Origin of the sequence: Bacillus paramycoides (assembly GCF_038971285.1) — a bacterium.
Lineage (GTDB): Bacteria > Bacillota > Bacilli > Bacillales > Bacillaceae_G > Bacillus_A.
The window spans coordinates 3,316,818-3,336,221 of record NZ_CP152427.1; the positions used below are offsets into that span (position 1 = coordinate 3,316,818).

The 19,404-nt window shown below is 33.5% G+C and carries 16 protein-coding genes and 2 pseudogenes; 8 read left to right on the forward strand and 10 right to left on the reverse strand.

Annotation, left to right across the window (positions count from 1 at the left end):
- Positions 1 to 32 precede the first annotated feature (32 nt).
- Positions 33 to 998: a quinone oxidoreductase family protein gene (locus tag AAG068_RS17100; protein ID WP_342715120.1), complete on the forward strand. Its 966-nt coding sequence runs from the start codon at positions 33 to 35 to the stop codon at positions 996 to 998.
- A gap of 50 nt (positions 999 to 1,048) precedes the next feature.
- On the opposite strand, the gene AAG068_RS17105 is transcribed toward AAG068_RS17100, so the two are convergent.
- The 4 genes from AAG068_RS17105 to AAG068_RS17120 form a co-directional block, all read right to left on the reverse strand.
- The gene (locus AAG068_RS17105; protein ID WP_048525683.1) at positions 1,049 to 1,759 is read right to left on the reverse strand and encodes a histidine phosphatase family protein; all 711 of its coding nucleotides are present in this window, start codon (positions 1,757 to 1,759) and stop codon (positions 1,049 to 1,051) included.
- 159 nt (positions 1,760 to 1,918) lie between these two features.
- Positions 1,919 to 2,443 carry a GNAT family N-acetyltransferase gene (locus AAG068_RS17110; RefSeq protein WP_342715121.1) on the reverse strand — a complete coding sequence of 175 codons (525 nt, stop codon included), beginning with the start codon at positions 2,441 to 2,443 and terminating at the stop codon, positions 1,919 to 1,921.
- Between the two features lie 6 nt (positions 2,444 to 2,449).
- On the reverse strand, positions 2,450 to 4,351 hold the full coding sequence (locus AAG068_RS17115) for an endonuclease MutS2 (RefSeq protein ID WP_342715122.1): 1,902 nt from the start codon (positions 4,349 to 4,351) through the stop codon (positions 2,450 to 2,452).
- A gap of 452 nt (positions 4,352 to 4,803) precedes the next feature.
- Positions 4,804 to 5,523, reverse strand: coding sequence for a hypothetical protein (locus AAG068_RS17120; RefSeq protein ID WP_342715123.1), 720 nt, complete (start codon positions 5,521 to 5,523; stop codon positions 4,804 to 4,806).
- A gap of 378 nt (positions 5,524 to 5,901) precedes the next feature.
- Here AAG068_RS17120 and betA point away from each other — a divergent pair, with 378 nt between their 5' ends.
- Complete coding sequence (gene betA / locus AAG068_RS17125) at positions 5,902 to 6,591, forward strand: collagen-like exosporium glycoprotein BetA (protein WP_342715124.1); 690 nt, start codon at positions 5,902 to 5,904, stop codon at positions 6,589 to 6,591.
- Between the two features lie 101 nt (positions 6,592 to 6,692).
- On the opposite strand, the gene amyS is transcribed toward betA, so the two are convergent.
- Positions 6,693 to 8,234 carry an alpha-amylase gene (amyS, locus tag AAG068_RS17130; protein ID WP_342715125.1) on the reverse strand — a complete coding sequence of 514 codons (1,542 nt, stop codon included), beginning with the start codon at positions 8,232 to 8,234 and terminating at the stop codon, positions 6,693 to 6,695.
- A gap of 215 nt (positions 8,235 to 8,449) precedes the next feature.
- Between amyS and AAG068_RS17135 the strand changes: the two genes are divergently transcribed.
- Both AAG068_RS17135 and pepF read left to right on the forward strand, forming a co-directional pair.
- Positions 8,450 to 9,241 carry an arylamine N-acetyltransferase family protein gene (locus AAG068_RS17135; RefSeq protein ID WP_342715126.1) on the forward strand — a complete coding sequence of 264 codons (792 nt, stop codon included), beginning with the start codon at positions 8,450 to 8,452 and terminating at the stop codon, positions 9,239 to 9,241.
- Positions 9,242 to 9,358: 117 nt separating this feature from the next.
- The gene (gene pepF, locus AAG068_RS17140) at positions 9,359 to 11,146 is read left to right on the forward strand and encodes an oligoendopeptidase F (protein WP_342715127.1); all 1,788 of its coding nucleotides are present in this window, start codon (positions 9,359 to 9,361) and stop codon (positions 11,144 to 11,146) included.
- Positions 11,147 to 11,180: 34 nt separating this feature from the next.
- On the opposite strand, the gene AAG068_RS17145 is transcribed toward pepF, so the two are convergent.
- A complete protein-coding gene (locus AAG068_RS17145) occupies positions 11,181 to 12,314 on the reverse strand; it encodes a serine hydrolase domain-containing protein (RefSeq protein ID WP_342715128.1) in 1,134 nt (377 codons plus the stop codon).
- A 389-nt stretch (positions 12,315 to 12,703) separates the two neighbouring features.
- On the opposite strand from AAG068_RS17145, the pseudogene AAG068_RS17150 reads away from it, so the two are divergent.
- Positions 12,704 to 12,913 (forward strand): annotated as a pseudogene (locus AAG068_RS17150) (hypothetical protein).
- Positions 12,914 to 13,023: 110 nt separating this feature from the next.
- Here AAG068_RS17150 and AAG068_RS17155 read toward each other — a convergent pair.
- Entirely contained in the window at positions 13,024 to 14,256 is a 1,233-nt protein-coding gene (locus tag AAG068_RS17155) for an MFS transporter (protein WP_342715129.1), read from the reverse strand.
- 85 nt (positions 14,257 to 14,341) lie between these two features.
- Between AAG068_RS17155 and AAG068_RS17160 the strand changes: the two genes are divergently transcribed.
- From AAG068_RS17160 to AAG068_RS17170, 3 genes are all read left to right on the forward strand, one after another.
- Positions 14,342 to 15,184 carry a LysR family transcriptional regulator gene (locus AAG068_RS17160; protein WP_342715130.1) on the forward strand — a complete coding sequence of 281 codons (843 nt, stop codon included), beginning with the start codon at positions 14,342 to 14,344 and terminating at the stop codon, positions 15,182 to 15,184.
- A gap of 2 nt (positions 15,185 to 15,186) precedes the next feature.
- Positions 15,187 to 15,696 (forward strand): DUF3916 domain-containing protein, encoded by a 510-nt coding sequence (locus AAG068_RS17165; protein WP_342715131.1) that lies wholly within the window; start codon positions 15,187 to 15,189, stop codon positions 15,694 to 15,696.
- 93 nt (positions 15,697 to 15,789) lie between these two features.
- Entirely contained in the window at positions 15,790 to 16,467 is a 678-nt protein-coding gene (locus AAG068_RS17170; protein ID WP_342715132.1) for a YdcF family protein, read from the forward strand.
- A 43-nt stretch (positions 16,468 to 16,510) separates the two neighbouring features.
- On the opposite strand, the gene AAG068_RS17175 is transcribed toward AAG068_RS17170, so the two are convergent.
- From AAG068_RS17175 to AAG068_RS17185, 3 genes and pseudogenes are all read right to left on the reverse strand, one after another.
- Positions 16,511 to 17,455 (reverse strand): glycerophosphodiester phosphodiesterase, encoded by a 945-nt coding sequence (locus tag AAG068_RS17175; protein ID WP_342715133.1) that lies wholly within the window; start codon positions 17,453 to 17,455, stop codon positions 16,511 to 16,513.
- A 526-nt stretch (positions 17,456 to 17,981) separates the two neighbouring features.
- Positions 17,982 to 18,772 (reverse strand): annotated as a pseudogene (locus AAG068_RS17180) (hypothetical protein).
- Positions 18,747 to 19,400 (reverse strand): hypothetical protein, encoded by a 654-nt coding sequence (locus AAG068_RS17185; RefSeq protein ID WP_342715134.1) that lies wholly within the window; start codon positions 19,398 to 19,400, stop codon positions 18,747 to 18,749. The pseudogene AAG068_RS17180 and the gene AAG068_RS17185 overlap by 26 nt, the downstream one beginning before the upstream one ends.
- Between the last annotated feature and the right edge of the window lie 4 nt (positions 19,401 to 19,404).

Below are 19,404 nucleotides of genomic sequence, written 5' to 3' on the forward strand. Positions count from 1 at the left end.
ATCGACAAACAATATAAATGGAGGTATTCCATATGAAAGCACTTTGTTTCGAACAGTTTGGAAATCCAGATGTACTACAATATAAAGAAATACATGACCCAATTATAAACCCAAATGAAATTCTTATCCGTACGAAAGCAATTGGATTAAACTTTGCTGATATTTATAGACGCCGCGGCGATTATCATCTCGCTGGCAACCCACCGTATATATTAGGTTATGAAGGGGCTGGCATTGTTGAAAAAGTAGGAGCTGACGTTACGAATATTAATCCTGGAAATCGTATTGCATTTGCTGATGTACCATTTGCAAATGCAGAACTAGTTGCCGTTCCATCTGAGAAAGCAATTGTACTTCCAGATGCTATCTCTTTTGAAACAGCCGCTTCTGTCTTATTACAAGGATTAACAGCACATTATTTAACGAAAGATAGCTATCAAATAAAACAAGATGATATAGCTTTAGTACATGCCGCAGCTGGTGGTGTTGGGCAACTTCTTATCCAAATAATTAAACTACTAGGCGGAACAGTAATCGGCCTCACGTCATCAAAAGAAAAAGCACAAATAGCTACATTAGCTGGTGCTGATTACGTATTTTTATATACGGAAGCATGGCCTGCGAAAGTACTTGAAATAACAAACGCTGATGGAGTAAATGTTGTATATGAATCAGTAGGTTCTACATTAGAGGAAAGTTTTAGCGCTACTAAAACTGGTGGTACTGTCGTATTTTACGGAATGGCCGGTGGTAATCCTGCGCCTGTTGATCCGCGTATGCTTATGGATACTTCGAAAACTTTAACTGGCGGAGACCTTTGGAACGTACTTACTACGTATGAAGAACGTAAAAAGCGATCTACTCAACTATTTGATTGGATCGCTACTGGCAAATTAAACATTGCGAGCCCTACTACATTCTCCTTACAAGATGGTGCCATTGCACATAAATTATTAGAGAGCAGAAAAAGTACAGGGAAGATTTTATTAATCCCATAATTCATAAAATAAAAAGGAAGCTAGATCTCTCTACCTTCCTTTTCTTATTTTTATATTTCCACACTCTCTTTCCCTTTTGCAACATAACTCATATCTCCAACCGACTCGACTGTGTATGTTCCATTTTGATATATAATCTTCGTCACACTAGCATTTTCTACTCCAAGTTTTGTTTGGCTACTGTCTAACATTTCGATTAATGTAGTAATTAAAAGCCCATGAACGACAACTAAAACGTTGCCGCCTCCATTTGCAGCAGATTCTTCACTAATTTTATCAATCTCTGCTTTTATACGAGTAGAAAATAATTCCCAATCTTCCGCCTGTTTTGTAGGATCCGCTGCTCTAATAAGATTAATCACTTCTTGAATAGAAAACTTCATAAGTTCTTCTGGTGATGCAACGCCCGCAGCTTTTCCAACCACATCCCACATATTTTCAAGTTTTTCACCTTCAAAAATACCAAAATTTAATTCTCGTAAATTTTTTCTTTTCTCAAGTTTTAACTTTGTTTGCTCACTATATTTTAATACTAAATTAGCAGTTTCAATCGCTCGGCCACTATCACTACTATACGCATTCGCAAAATGAACATCTTTTAATCCCGTTCCTAAATTAGAGGCAACTTCCACACCTATTTCTACTAACGGAGAGTCTGCCCACCCTTGCGCACGATGATTCGTATTTAATATTGTTTTACCGTGTCTCGTAACATATAACGTAACTATATTCTCATTGCTATCTGTTTCTCGCTTCTTCATTCAATTCTCTCCCTTTACATTTCTATATCAATTTTACCACCTTAATTGTTCATTGAGCAAAATATACGTAAGTACATTCGTTTAATAAAAAAGCTATCTTTCTGTATATCCCTACAAAAAGATAGCATCTTTTATGATTACATTTTTTAACCGATACTCCTACTCAGCAAATGCACTCGAATATTGTACAATTCCTTCTACACCTTGCAGAGCGTTCTCACTTAGCTCAATCACCATAAACACTTCATCTGGCACTTCAAATGGTGCTTTTATATTCCACTCACTTGCTTTCTTAAAGCCAAATTTCGGATAGTATTCTGGATGTCCTAATACTACAACTGATCCGTATCCGAGTTCTTTCGCTTTTTCTAAAGCAGCTACAATAAGTTTTCCACCAATTCCTTTTTTCTGATGGTCCCTAACAACTGAAACCGGTGCAAGTGCTAACGATTCTACAGAAGTTGCACCTTGTTCTATCGTAATTTTAGATAACATAATGTGACCGACTATTTCTTCGTCTACTGCAACGATTGATAATTCTGGAATAAATGCATCATATTTTCTAATACGACTCACAAGTTCATGTTCTGTTTTATCGCTAAATTCTTCATGTAAAAATGCTTGCTGTACAACTTCTTCTGTTTTTCTATAATCATTTTGTTGCTCTTGTCTAATCGCTACCATTTTAACTTATCCTCTATTCTTTCTTATTTCTTTTTGGATTTTACGAAGCGCTTTTTTCGATCCGCGCTCAATATCATGCTGCATTTTTCTTTCTTTATAATCGACAAATAGTGTATTTAAATCGTATCCCTCTGGGTATAATTCCTTTGCTGCTACCTCTAACGTAATACGTTTTATATTTACTTCAACAAATTCACCGTTATAATATACAACGACGTTATAGAAATTATCTATTTCCTTATAGATAATACCAAAATCATCATAATCCAATAAATTTACACGATCGCCAATTTTGTACTCGTAATGGTTTTCTCTTTTTTCTTGCAGGAATTTCGGTTTTCTAATTTTACTTTCATTCACTTTTTCTAGAGCGTACTCTTTATTTTCCATATACGCCTTCGCTCTTTGCAGTACACGCTCTCTTACGTTCATTTTATTCGCAATCCAAAGTGCATTACTTTCACCTGATTTACCGATTACTAATTTATAAAGCGGTTCTAGTGTCTCACTATTAAATTGCATTGCTGCGTTCATAAAATCATCGTGCATTTCTGAGAAGCGTTTAATTTCACCATAATGCGTACTCGCAACTGTAATACATCCCGCAAGATAAAACTCCTCTAAAATAGAAATTGCAAGTGCTGCCCCTTCATTCGGTTCAGTTCCGCTTCCTATTTCATCAAATAGTAGCAACGTATTATTATTTGACATCCTCATAATCTCAGATAAATTTTTCATATGAGATGAAAATGTACTGAGTGCATTTTCGATACTTTGATTATCACCAATATCTACAAATACATTTTCGAAAATAGCAATTTCTGTTTCTTTATCTCCAGCAATGTGCAAGCCTGACATTGTCGCTAATGTTAACAATCCAATTGTTTTTAACACGATTGTTTTCCCGCCTGCATTTGGTCCTGTAATAATTAAACTACGGTAATTTTGACCGATTTCAAAGTTTAACGGTACTACTTTCCCACTTAAAAGCGGATGCTTACAATTTACTAAACGAATGTAGCCATGATCATTTAACTCCGGCTCTATTCCATCGATTGATTTACTAAACTTCGCTTTCGCAAATACCATATCATATTGACTAATTAACTCCATGTTAATCTTTATACTATAAATGTTTTCTAACACCATTCCTGATAAAGTCGCTAAAATTTGATACTCTTCCATCGCTTCTTCTGCTTTCAAACTTGCGAGTTCCACATTTAACTTTGTAACCGTATGTGGTTCTATAAATACAGTAGAACCTTTAGCGGACGCTTCAACTATACTTCCCGCAACTTGATTTTTATAAGAAGATTTAATTGGAATCGTATACCTATCATCCTTCTTACTAATAAAGAATTCTTGAATATACTTCTTATTTGCACTACTATTTAAAAACTTCGTTAAACGCTCTTTTATTTTTCCATCTACAGAATCGATGTTATTTCGAATTCGTTTTAACTCTTTACTAGCGGCAGAATCAATGCTATTTCCTTTTATTGAAAAATTAATTTCCTCTTCAATACTTTTAAATTCAGTCATTGAATTTGCATAAGAAGCTAATACTGGCGCAAAAAATTCTTTATCTAACATAAACTTTTTAATCTTCCTACAGCCACGTAAAAAATCTGAAACGCTTACTAACTCTTCAGGATCTAAAATCATCCCTTTTTCTAATTTTTGAATCGTACTTGCGATATTTGAAATACCGAAAAAAGGAACATGCCCTTCTGCATCTAATATAGCTCGCGCTTCGGTTGTTTCATTTAATCGATTCCTTACTACTTTTATACTTGTACTCGGCTCTAATTTATTTATTAATTCTTTTCCTAATCCACTTACACAATAAGATTTCACTATATCCTTTAATTCGTTATATTGTAACTTTTCAAAAGTCATCGTATTCATTCTATTTCTCCTCACTATGATTGATTTCTATCATAAATGAAGATACCTACTCATTAGATTCCAATGAGCCCTACATTATTCAATTACCATTTTTATACATTAAAAATATATACAAAAAAGCTGCGGGGATACCGCAGCTTTTACATTTACAAGGCATGAGTAATAACATATGAGGAAATAAGCCATAAAAACGGATGGCAATCCCCTTATTACACGCTTTATAAAGTATTGTAGGTATCTTCATAGGTATCGAAATAAATCCATGACAAAATTAGGGGTATGGTATACATAAAAATCCCCTGTTCTTATCCGATTTATTTCATTAAATTTTTCCTATTTAGTACCTACCGCACTCACAAAAAGCACCTCTCATTAATTTATATTATAGTCATTGAAATCTAATTTACTGAAATCATCATACTATATGTTTCTTGAGAAGTAAAGGTGTCAGACTATTTCCTTACAGACTGTAAAGCTTTCATATAATCCACCTTTTTCTCAAGTGTCTTTTTTGCCTCTTCAGCCGTTACTATATAATCTACCGCAATATGTAGTAATACATCCTTATTATCATTTGGCAACTGAATCGTTATATCATCCACACTACTCTTACTATTTTCAATTATTTTATTGAATTCTTTTATACTTCTTGCAACCTCCGCTAATGTTTCCATATGTACAGGATTGTTTACATCTAAAATAGTATTACTTCTAAAAACTGCCGTAACATAATGCTTCGGATGTTTCTTCGCTATTCTTTTCTCTGCATCCTTATCGAAAACAATATCCCCCGTCTGCATTTGCTCGAAAGTAAACAAAGTATTATTTCCTTTTTCTTCATAATATGTATTGAATCTTTCTCGTAAATCATTCGCTCCTTTTTTTATTTTATAGTTATCATTATTTATCTTTGGAGAACTTCGTCCATCAAAGGATATTTGAAATTGTAAATACGGTTCATCTACTTGCTGTACATAAGCTGTTCGTGTGTCTGGACCTAAAAAATCCTTACCTAGGTGGGGTATTTTAATTCGACCTAGTTTTACAGAAATACCATACTCCGATTTTGTATAACTTTGTGCTCTTCGTTCAATTTCTTCATCCGATATATCACATGATGTTAATAGTAGTAAACTAAACATGATGCTATATTTCATTATTGTTCTTTTCATATTGCCTCTCCTTTTGCTACTACTGCCTATACAGAAATGTCCTTATCGATTTTAAATTACGATTTATATAAAGAACTTCTTCTCATAAACACAAGTGTAAAAACAACCATTTATTATAATTTTACAATTATAGTGTAATTTTACACTATAATTATTTTATCGTAAAGCAAATATAATATTGACGAAAATCACGTCAAAAACATACTAATATTTAGTTCTATAGCAATTCCAATACTGTTTTTTTATTGTATCGAACTTTAAAGTAATAACTTTAATTTCACTGCAAAAAATTAAATACGCGCCTCCGCTATTGCGAATGTCATTTACTTTCTCTAATACATTTAATAATTATGACAAGCAATCATAGGAGGTTACTATATGAGCGAACAATATATTATTTTACATGGACCTGCTCTTGAACCAGGTTTAATTGGTCCCACACTTCCACCAATTCCACCATTTACATTTCCGACCGGACCTACTGGAATCACAGGACCTACCGGTGCGACAGGTTTTACTGGAATTGGAATAACTGGGCCCACTGGGGTTACAGGACCTACCGGAATTGGAATAACTGGGCCCACTGGGGTTACAGGACCTACCGGAATTGGAATAACTGGGCCCACTGGGGTTACAGGACCTACCGGCGCAACTGGTTTAGGAATTCTTCCCGTATTTGGAACAATCACTTCTGAAGTAGGAATCGGTTTTTCAGCAATAGTTAATACAAATGTTAATTTTACAATTCCAGGACCTGCTAGTGGAACTACTCTAAATCCATTAAATAATTCTGTTACAATTGATACCACTGGCGTGTACTCTGTATCCTTTTCAATTGTATTTGTACTACAAGCTATATCGTCTAGTATATTAAATCTTACAATAAACGATTCTATTCAATTCGCAATTGAAACGCGAGTTGGTGGGGGTTCTGGGGTAAGCTCCACATCCGCCAGAACTGATTTACTATCTTTAAATCAAGGGGATGTTCTTCGAGTACGAATAAGAGAAGCTTCGGGTGACATTATATATTCCAATGCCTCTCTTGTTGTTATAAAGGTCGACTAGCTCTTTTATTCCAATAAAGATTCAGGAAAAATAAATATGCATAATATAAAAAGAAGAGAAAGACTTATATTTCAGTCTTCCTCTTCTTTTTTATCATCAATTCACTGCTGAACATATATGGAAACTGATCCTCCACTTACATGGAACTGCCCCCATCCGTCCTTATTAATTGTTACAGTGTTTGTTTGATTACCCGTCATATCGTACCATACTTCCCCTGCGTTATTCTTTCCAACTTCCATCCACTTTGATCCTCCTGGCCCATCTGAGATTAATGTTGCTAGACCAGAATCCGCATGTACACCATCACCTTCTCTTGTCCATCCAATTACATCTGGATGGTCTAAATAATCACGCTGCGTACCATATGCAAAGTTTTTTCGTGCCGTCAAAATCGGATCTATTTTATCTTTTAACGCTGGAATTTCATAACTACTATTTCCGTTTGTACCATAGTAATCACCATAGAAAACTGAAGGATAGCCCTCTGCACGAGTTAAAATAAATGCATATGCCAACGGTTTAAACCACGGACTTACTACAGACTCCAATGATTGTCCAGGCTGAGAATCATGATTCTCAACGAGAGTAACTGCAAGTGTGGGGTGATTTTGCATTACTGTTCCATTTAAAATATTTCTCATATCATAATTCCCATTTCCTTTTGAAGCATAATGAAAATTGTAATGCAGTGGTGCATCAAATACAGATTGATTATAATTGACTTTCGCTAAATAATTATTTAAAGTCTGGATATCATTTTGCCAATATTCAGCCACCGTAAACATTTCTTTTCCTGTTTGCTGTCTGACATGATTTACCCAATCGCGTAAATATTCATGATCAATATGTTTAACAGCATCTAAACGAAAGCCATCTAAATTTAATTCATTCGCATACCAAGTTCCCCAATTTTCCATCTCATTCGCAACATCTGGATGATCAAAATCAAGATCTGCATACATCAAATAATCATAATTTCCATTCTCGCTAGACACTTCCCAGTCCCACGCTTTACCTATCCCCCTAAATTTATAAATTCGATTTAATTTCCTTCCTTCATCCCAATCCGTTCCGTCAAAATGATACCATTTCCATTTGAAATTAGAATAAGCATCGCCACGCCCTGGAAAGTTAAACCCTGTCCATGCATTAATTTCATAATCACCTGATACCTCAATATTTCGATTGTTACGGTCTACCTCAACAGCTGTTACAGTTTCAGTATAATCTGCTCCACCTTTATGATTCATAACTACATCGCCATATACATCGATGTTTTGCTTATGTAAAGCTTCAATTGCAGATTTTAACTGTGCTTTTGTCCCATATTTCGTCCGCACCGTTCCTTTTTGATTGAATTCTCCTAAATCATATAAATCATACGCTCCATATCCTACGTCATTTTGCGTAGTTCCTTTATATGCAGGCGGTATCCAGACAGATGTAATTCCTTTCTGAGCTAAATTTCCAGCATCCGAATGCAAACGATTCCAATGATTCCCATCATTCGGAGCATACCACTCAAAATACTGCATTAACGTTCCATTGTTAACCGTATCTGCATATACTTTACTCCTCCCATATATACTAGGTAAAAACAAAACAATCGACAAGCCGACTACTATTATTCTTTTCAACATATTTACACCATCCCCTTTTCAAGAAAACGTTTGCATAGTTTATCGAAATTATTATAATATTCGTTCTACAATTAGTAAAGTAGCAATCTCTCACTCTCCCACATTATTTTTAGTCTAACTTCACATATTTAACAAATACTTCAAAGTAGTTTTATTTCACATCTTATTCAAGATTGTTTACAATTTATCTATAAAAACATGACGGAGGGATTTCTATGACCGACTTTCAAAAACAATTTTTCGCACGATTACATATAGAAGAAAAAGACAAATTTTCATTTGAAGATTTACCTAACATTATGTACGCGATGGCACAAACTATCCCTTTTGAAAACTTAAATATTCTCGAAAACAACTTTACAGAAATATCAAAAGAAAATTTAAAAGAAAAAATTTTAGTAAACAACCGTGGCGGTCTTTGTTATGAACTTAATCCTACTATGTATTACTTCCTTAAAGACGCTGGATTTGATGTTCATCTCGTTTCAGGAACAGTGTACAATGCTGCAAATTCTACATGGGCTGTTGATTCTGGTCATATCGCAACCGTTTTAACATATCATAATGAACTTTATTTAATTGAAGTAGGATTCGGATCATACTTACCTCTTGCACCTGTCCCTTTCTCAGGTGAAGTCATTCACTCCGTTACAGGAGATTATCGTATTCGTAAAGAAATGACCGAAAAGGGAAACTACATGTTAGAGATGCGTAAAAATAATGAGTTTTTGGATCAATCTTCTGCTGATGATTGGACGTTAGGCTATGCATTTTATTTAGAAGAAGTCACTGAAGAAAAAGCAAATGCGGCACAAAAAATTATCGTTGAACATGAGGGCTCACCATTTAATAAAGTACCTCTTATTGTAAAACTAACTGAAGATGGGCATGCATCTTTAACGAAGGATAGTCTGACAATAGCAAAAAACGGTAAAAAAACGAAAGAAAGCCTTACAGATGTGCAATATAAAAATCTTTTACATTCAAAATTCGGAATTACATTATAATTTTTCAAGCCTTGCCATTTTAGCAAGGCTTTTCAATTTTCAGCAGGGATTTTTTGCAATTTGTTGTATTTCATAGTTATATAGGAATATAACTACATATTTAGAAAGGAAATGATTATGACTGAACTTAAAGAGCGACTACAAGTAGATGAGAAAGAGAAATGGGATTTAACGGATATTTACCATACAATTGAAGATTGGGAAAGCGATTTTCATAAAATTGAAATGTTAACGAAAGAATTACACGAATTTAATGGCAATATTCACGACGGTAATAGCTTATTAGCTTATTTAACAAAGAGCGAAGAAATATCTAGCATAATATCTTTAATGTTTGCTTATGCGCGATTACAATCTGATCTTGATACGCGTGATACTGACGCTCAATCTCTTGTTGATAAAGTGTCACAATTGCACGTGAAAGTAAGTGCGGCTAAATCTTTCTTTTCTCCATTCTTACTTAGCATAGATGAAGACACATTACATTCTTACATAGAAGAAGCAGAAGGCTTACAATATTATAAAGAAGACTTATTTGAATTATATCGTTATAAAAAACACGTATTGAATAAGGACCAAGAAGAGATTTTATCACAAATGGGTGAAGCACTTTCCTCTCCTCAGCATACATACGGCATGTTAAATAATGCAGATATACTATTTGGAGAAATTACAAATGATGATGGAGAAAAAGTAAATTTAACACGCGGGATGTATGCAAAGTTAATAGAAGATGAGAATCGCGAGAAACGTAAAGAAGTCTATAAAGCTTATTACAAGCCATACGTACAATTAAAAAATTCTATCGCGTCTACTTTATCTGCTGCTATTAAAAATAATGTTACTGTTTCAAAGCTAAGAAACTATCCATCAGCTTTAGAAAAATCATTATTTGGCGACATGGTTCCGAAAGAAGTATATGAAAATTTAATTGATACGACGAAAAAAAATATTCAATCACTACATACTTATAATGAACTTCGAAAAGAAAAATTAAATGTAGATGAACTACGCCAGTACGATTTGAGCGTTGATTTAGTAGCGGGTGTAATACAAGACATTCCATATGACAAAGCGTTTGACATCATGATTGAATCACTAGCTCCATTAGGTGAAGAATATAGTGAAACATTAAAAAGCTTTAAAGATAAACGTTATATCGACGTGAGAGAAACGCCAGGAAAACGTTCCGGCGCTTATAACTTTGGTGTATACGGCGTTCACCCTTTCATTCTTTTAAATCATCATGATGATTTAAATAGCCTTTTCACTCTTACTCACGAATGTGGGCACGGTATGCATACGCACTACTCACACGGATACCAACCAAGAATTTCTGCACACTATACTATTTTTGTTGCAGAAGTCGCTTCTACAGTAAATGAAGTGCTATTAATTCATCATTTATTAAAAGAAGCAAAAGATGCTAATGTACGTAATCATTTAGTAAACCATTTCATTGATAAATTTAAAGGCACTTTCTTTACACAAATCATGTTCGCTGAGTTTGAAAAAATCACACATGAAATGGCGCAGCAAGGTAAACCATTAAATGCCCAAGTCTTTAGTGAAGTTTATGAAAACTTATTTAGAGAGTATAATGGCGACTCTCTCGTATTTGACGAAGAAGTAAAATACGGATGGGCTAGAATACCGCATTTCTATCGTCCATTTTACGTATACAAATATGCAACTGGATTCGCTTCTGCAATCCAAATTGCCGATAAATTATTGAGCGGCGATCCAAATGCTCAAAAACATTATATTGAATTCCTTAAAAGCGGAAGTTCAGACTACCCATTAAACTTATTGAAAAAAACTGGTGTTGATTTAACTACTCCTGAACCGATTGAGAGTGCACTAAATCGTTTTAGCTCACTTGTTGAAGAGTTTTCAACTCTATAAAAAGAAGAGCCTCTCGCTAGAGGCTCTTTCTCTTTTATGCTCCCTTTTCTTCTATTAAATCATTCGCCATTTTCCTAAACTCTTGATTAAATGCATCATTCATACCATTTTGAACGTTAGAGAATAATATGACGAACGTTTTTTTATCCCAGTTAAAATTATTAAAAGTATTCCAACCTGCTAATACGCCATGGTTATGATAATAATCTGGATACGTATAGAAACTAAATCCATATTTTCTTGCAGGTGATGCAGTAAACATATCTGAGACACTTTGTTTCGATAACAGTTTCCCATCCATTATTGCCTCATCTAGTCTTTTCATATCTTCAACAGTCGTATACATTTCACCACACCCATACAACCAGTTCATTTTCAAACGGGGTGTAGCGATTAACTCATTATCTTTTCTCGTATAACCTTCTGCTAAAAAAATATCTTCAGGGAGAGTTGCCCCCATTCCAGACTCATGCATTTCAACAGGAGTAAAAATATTTTCTTTCACATATTCAGCGAGCGGTTTATTTGCTATTTTTTCTACAATATACGCAAGTACCATATAATTATAGTCTGTATATTTCCATCCTGTCCCTGCAGGAAATTGCAATTTTTGCGCGCCAATCCACGTTACTAACTTTAATCGTGACGCCGCATCTACCCTACCTTGTCCCTGATCTGGTAACCCGGACGTATGTGTTAACAAATTTCGTAACGTAATGTTTTTATCTGCCGGAAACGATGGAATATACTTATTTACATTGTCTTCAATATTTAATTTCCCTTTTTCCTTTAGCTGCATAATAGATATTGCAACGACTGTTTTCGTAATAGAACCAATGCGATATTTCGTTCTTGGCGTTGTGAATACTTTATCTTTCACATTTGCATACCCATAACCTTTTCGTAAAATCGCATGGTCTTTACTAGCTACAAGAACACTTCCATTAAATCCTTTATCTTTTAAATATTGATCTAGTTTTCCAGCTACAACTTCATAGTGCTTTTTCTCATTGGCATCAACTTCTTGCATATCGTCCTTTTGCTTACTATTTACATTAGAAAATGCCTTTATATCATATTTCTTTCCTTTACTTGCATGTATGAGTGCAACGACACTCCCACAAAAAATAGCAAAAATAAAGAAAACGATTAACCATTTCTTTAACATAATAGGAACCCTCTTTTATCTAGTTTCACTTAACGCACATCCATTCCATTCTATTCTATTCTATATCTATTAATTTTCAAATTTTTTACAATAACTATCTATTATTCATCCAAGTGAACTAGATTCCCTTTTCTCATATTCAGTTTTTGGCTACTCTCTATTGTATTTCTTTCTTGCAAAATTTCCACCTTACAATCGGATGCACCCTACTATAATTTCAATATCTTATGTAACATTTGTTACACACTATAAAGTGAAACTTTAATCAGCCCTCACCAATCGGGCTTTTACGGGCAGCCCGACCCCCACCTAACTTCTTTGCCTCCGCTGAATTTTGAGGTGGGGGTCTTACTGCCCGTTAATGCGGGATAAAAAACGGAGTTGTTAAGATGAAAAATACAGATAGAGATAATCGTTTAGGTGATATGATGTTTCACTATCCTATAATAAAATATAGTTATAATTTAATATTAAGTAAAATAGATTATAACTTTAAAGAGAAATGCTACTGAAAATTTTCAATCAAAATAAATCATGCAAATAACGATACAGAAAAACAACTCATTATGTCTAAAATTACAGGCAATGAACATCATTGAAAATAACTCTCATTTATGTTTTGATTATACAACAAATAAAAAAAGAAATGTCGCTCATTCGGCATTTCTTTAGATTTTCTTCATACAAAATTTACATTGCTAACTTCCCTTTATTTTTTGTTTTTTCTATATAAACTGACTGCTGAGATACATAGTAATACCACTATACATAACCACGCATACGTATACCCTTTCTTATCTACAATATAACCAAATAAAATAGGTGCAACAATAATAGCAATTTGATTGAATGTAAGTGCCAAACTAACCGTTATCCCAACGGAATCTTCACTCGCCAATTCAGCAATTTCGGCGATAAAAAGACTAAACCAACCAATTGAAAAGAAACCTAACAATGCACTTACACCATACAATACACCAGTCGTTACCGTATGTATGTTCATGACTAACAATAGAATTAAACCGATAGAAGCACAGACAGCTATAAATAATGGCGTGCGCCGATTTCCATTATAAAACAAATCACTAATAGATGCTAATATAACACGGCCAATCATTCCAGAAAAGAACATCACTGAAAATACTGTTCCGGCTACAATAGATGTGATAGATTGTTCCTTTACTAAAAATTTCATAAAGTGTCCAACTAACACCATTTGCAATGAAATCATACAAATACCCGTTATATATATTGGATACAACTCTTTTTTACATATCACTACTTTTAGCTGCGTCCAAAAAGAAATTTTAATATGTCCTTTCCTTGCATCCACTTGAACATATGGCTCTTTATAAAACATAAAAAATAATAATCCTCCAATTATACAAATGCATGCCATACTATTTATCGCGTAAGTCACATTATATTGTATCGTAAGAAATGGGATTAGCACTCCCGCTAATGCGCCACCAATCGGTATACCAGCTTGTCTTATTCCCATCGCTAATCCACGATTTTCTTTTGAAAACCATTTCAAAATCACTTTACTTCCTCCTGGCTGGGAAACACTATAAAACATTCCTACTAATAAAAGTACAAATAACAGACCATTCAATCCACTTACTATATTAGTTAGTAAAAACGAACCTCCTAATAAAAATGAACTGATAGAAATTAATAATTTTTCATTATATTGATCCAGTAATCGACCGACAAAAAGCATGCAAAATAACGGTCCAACATTTACAACACTTACTAACAATCCACTTTCCATATTTGTAAGCGCATATTCTTCTTTCCAAAATAAAGCGAAAGCTCCAACACCATATGTTATAAGTGTTGCTGTTGTTTGCGCAATCGTCGCAAACATTAACATAACCCACTTATAAGCACGATTCATTCTTTCTTCGATTAACACTGTAATCCCTCCATCCCCTTCCATTGTATGAAAGTTCTGATATCATATAAAATAAAGATTCATCATATAATCCATCAAAAAAATTGATACCTTTTCGGAGGGATGATACGTGGACATAAAAGATTTAACTATATTTTACGAAGTGGCAAAGGAAAGTAATATTTCTCACGCAGCGAAAAATTTGAACTATGTACAATCAGGCGTAACAATGCGTATGAAACAACTAGAAAACGAATTAGGTGTGCCTTTATTTTATCGTAACGGAAAAGGTGTAACATTAACTTCTAACGGTGAGATTTTATTAACATACGCCAAACAAATTATCCACTTAATGGATCAATCTATAAAAGCGGTTCAAAGTAATGGAACCGCCCCTAAAGGTACTTTGAAAATCGGATGTACAGAATCTACAACCGCGGTTAGGCTGCCATCTATATTAACGGCCTATTATGAGAAATACCCAGGAGTCGAATTGATTTTAGAAACAAATACGACCGAACAACTAATTAGTCTTGTATTAGATCGAAAACTAGACGGAGCGTTTATAGCTGGCTCTACTCAGCATACTGAACTTCATACAAATGTATTTCGTGAAGAAGAATTAGTTCTCATCAGTAAAAAACCTTTATCCTCTCTTAAAAATATAGAAGATATGAATTTACTCGCTTTTAGTCACGGTTGCTATTATAGAAGTTTATTAGAGGACTGGCTTCAAGAAGAAGGAGTCTCGCCTAAACGAGTATTAGAGTTCGGAACAATTGAAGCTATACTTGCATGTGTAAAATCAAGTATGGGAGTAGCGATTATGATGAAATCTATTTTAAACGATCATACACATAACTTATCACTCAATCCTTTACCTAATAGATTCAAAAAAGTTCCTACTACTTTTATTACTAGAAAAGATATATATCACTCAGCTGCACTACAAAAATTTATGGAGATGATTTGACAATGCGTGAAAAGAAAATACGTGGGGTGAAGCGTAAAACAAACACGATGATACAGCGAATTGAAGAACATACAAAAACGTTCCCTTCTACTTTTTATAACGATGAATATTGGTATATGCCTTTACCAGTTTCTCAAGCTTTTATTGAGTCTCATAAAACACCTAGAAAAGTAAAACGATTATGTATACAAACCTTAATAGATCGAGTAAATCATTTAATAAAAATAAAACCGAGTGATACACATACATATCGAGTTGTTACTTTAATTTCTATAGAGAATTTATGGAGATCACAAATTATCGTATTCAAAAACGATGACTACTTTCATAACTTTTTCAATAGAAATAATGAATTTCAAAAATGGATTCTTCTTTCGAATGAAATTGATTTTTGGGAAACATGGGGAATTTCAATTTGTCCTACTGCCCAAATGTTGCACTTTCAAGAAGTCATTTATGATGGGGATGCAATCGATGAAAAAGAGATTTGGTTTATTGGAGAGTTATCTTAAAAGGGGTACTTTCAAATGAAATGCTTCCCTTTTTTCACTTAATAAAATCGCTATATAATGAATTTGTCATTTCATTATATAGGAGGTTTTCACATGGTAATCCCTAAATATCCTAATGTCCCTACTCTTACGAAAAAACAAATCGATCAAATTACAGAAATCACTTTTCTAAAAGACATTACACCACAAAAATGTGATGCAATTTTCGTGTTCGGCGGTTCTCATCCTGGCAATTGGGAAGCTCCTCTAGAAGCTTATCGACAAGGTTTGGGAAATCAAATTATCGTTACAGGCGGTACTAGTTTGCATGGCATGAAACATCCGAGCTGGAATTACGGGGATTTGTCAGAAGCAGAAGTAATTGTAAATAAATTAATGGAACATGGCGTACCAAAAGATGCTATCATGTTCGAGAAAAACTCCCTCCATTCTATCGCTAATGTAATGGAAGCGAAAAAGATTTTTGATTTTACAAAGATCAATCGGCTACTATTTGTATGCAAAAGTTTAGGCGCTGGTCGGCAATATAGAGTATTAAAAAAACATTTACCTAAAACTATTACTTGTATCCCATATACACTTGATACAAGTTTCGATGGTGAATTTATAATTAATAGATATAATTGGATGGAAAATGAGAAGAGTCGCTCTATGATTTTCGGAGAATACTTGAGAAATATTTGCTACGGTAGAAAAGGCGGTATTGAGCCACCTGAAAAAGAAGTTCAAGGCTTAGAAGAGTATGTATCCTACTACTATAATCTAGCATAATAGAAAAAGGTATACCAAAACGTCGGTATACCTTTTCTCCTATTTATTTTTCTTTTAACACACTATGTAATCGATCAGGATAATTTGTAAACATTCCTGTAGCACCCCATTTAATTAACAATCTCATATCTGGTTTCTCATTAATTGTATAAGGATGAATTAGCAGTCCATTATTTCTAGCCATTTTCATATATGACTCATCAATAATTAGTTCTCCGTTATCATTACGTAAGTTTGGTCCAATACCAACTGCATACTTTTTAATTTCTTGAAAATCTTCATTTGTTACACTTTTCGGTTCATGTGTAATGCCAGACCATTCAACAATCTCATTGTTTTCATTTGGATAATACCAAAGCAGTTGAACTAACGGAATATTTTTATTCATACTATTAATTCTTGTTAAACTATCTTTACTAAATGATTGAATCATAACACGGCTAGAAGACATGTTTTGACCTACTAAATTATATTTTTTTAATAAAGCTAATAATTTCTCTTCCATTCCTGGATACACATCTGGTGATTTTGTTTCAATGTAATACTTCATGCTTCTTCCGTACTTTTGGAAAATTTCTTCAAGAGTCGGAACTTTTTGCCCAACATACTCTTGCTTAGCCTTTTCTGGATAAGCTTTATTGAACCAAGTTCCTGCATCTAAGCTTTTTATTTCACTTAGTGTTTTATCTCGTACTTCACCTGTTCCATTTGTAGTGCGGTCAACTGCTGTATCATGCATTGCAATTAATTGGCCATCCTTAGTTAATTGAATATCTAACTCCAAATAATCCGCTTTCATTTTTTTCACTAAATCATAAGAAGCAAAAGTATGCTCAGGTGCATGTCCACTTGCTCCGCGATGTGCAATGTTTAAAAACTTATTTGTATTCCATTCATGCTTCCCTTCTGCTTCTGCATGAACAGCTCCCCCAGCAAAGATGCTTCCCGTCATAAAGAAAATAACTAACACGCTAATAATTTTTCTCATCCTTCTAACCCTTCCTACGTTGCAAATTTCAACAAGTTAATGAGATTTACACGAAATAGAAGATACACTTTCATTATTTTATAAGCCTATATTAAAATTCCAATCTTACAAATATAATTCCTCTATGTTATTACTATACTATTTATTTTCCATATCCCTCCTATTCACATGTAACTCCTTATTGATTACAGTTCATCAATAAAAAAAGCCATAATTTATTTAGAGGACACTTCTGTATCCCTAAATAAATTTATGGCTTATCTCAAATATCTCCGGCCTCGATTAACTTGTCGAAATTAATCATACCAAACCTATTAATATTTGTGAATATTATTTTTTCCGTACGGCGAAGCTTTAATCAGTATAAGTTATATATCTCATACTAATTAGTATTTGAACCTATCGAATTTTTCTGTACAGCCTGATTCCTATCTAACTTCTTTAATTTCCATTCATACAAGATAAAATTCTATTATCATTTGACGTGATATTTACGTAAACCTAGGTTTTATTTAATTACAAATTCTTAATTTCGTATATCTTTTCTTGTAAGTTTAGTTTTCTTTTGAGATTGCAGTATATTTACATGCCCCGAGGCAGCCATGGTTTGTCTCCTTTCCTTCCTTGACAATTTAGACTTCTTTTGAGAATGTAATTCTTTTAAATGTCCCGAAGTAATACCTTGTTTTCTAAAATCAAAGTAAAAATACAAATGTGTACTTAGAGCTAAGAACACAACGAAAAAAATGAGGCGAGAATGATTAATAAAATAGCCAAAGCCTTTTGGCTCAAAATTCCAATACTAATTTGACCAATTATATAACCTAAGCTTGAAAAAAATACAATTTTAGGGGTTTTCACATTTTGATCAGTTATCCCTCTTAAGTGAGCTGTAAAATATTTAATCCAGAATAATTCAGATTTATAAACAATTAAACTATATGCAATAAGCGATAGAATAAAAAATAAAGGTGAATCTATTTTTACGAATTCATAAGCTAACTTTTGCACAGCTATAAAACTACAAAATGAAATACTTAACGAAACAAATCCAGAATATAGTAAATGTTGCAATTGAGGCTGCCGAGGCTTATAAAAGAAAACCCAAATCCCCCATAGATTACATATCACATAAAATGGCAAAGCTACGTAAGAGTATATGTTGTACGGTGGAAATATGAATAAAATGATGAGTAGAAGAAAATTCATGAAAACCCACATAAAGGCCCCTATAACATTCCTTATATCAAATGGTATTAATATTCGTATACAATCCACTATGTTGTTGCCATTATATTTGTCCATTATGCATCCCATCCATTTCCTTCCTCTTCAAATCAACATATACCCATATATATACTCCAGATATACTAAGCACAACAGCAAATAAAGAAAAGACTAAAATTAAGACCGTCGCTAAACCGTTTTGTGATAATGTACCTATACATATTTGTCCAATAACATATCCCAATCCTGATAAATAAACAATTGGAGAAATTTTTATATTGTCATTTTCTTCATTGTTTAATCGCCTTAAAAAACTTTTCATTCCAATAGAAATCAATTTATAAATTGTAAAAATGTAAAGCACAAAAGTAACAATAAAAAACAGAGGTGTTTCAATTTTAATAAAAGTATATGCAATCTTTTGAATCACTATAAAGCTTCCAAAAGAAAAAGTTATCCCCATAAATCCATTATATAAAATGTGTACCAACCTTGGCTCATTTGGTTTATAAAAAAATACCCATACTCCCCATATATTAGCAATCAAAAGAAAAGGTAAAATTATATATAAGTATATAGTAAAGGTTGGAGGAAATAAAAATGGGGTTAAAATCATAAAATTAATCACTACCCACACCATAACGACACTCGATCTTACACTGTCAGGCATCAATTTCCGAATAATTTGTTCTATGCTTTTTCCGTGGTATTTTTCCATATTA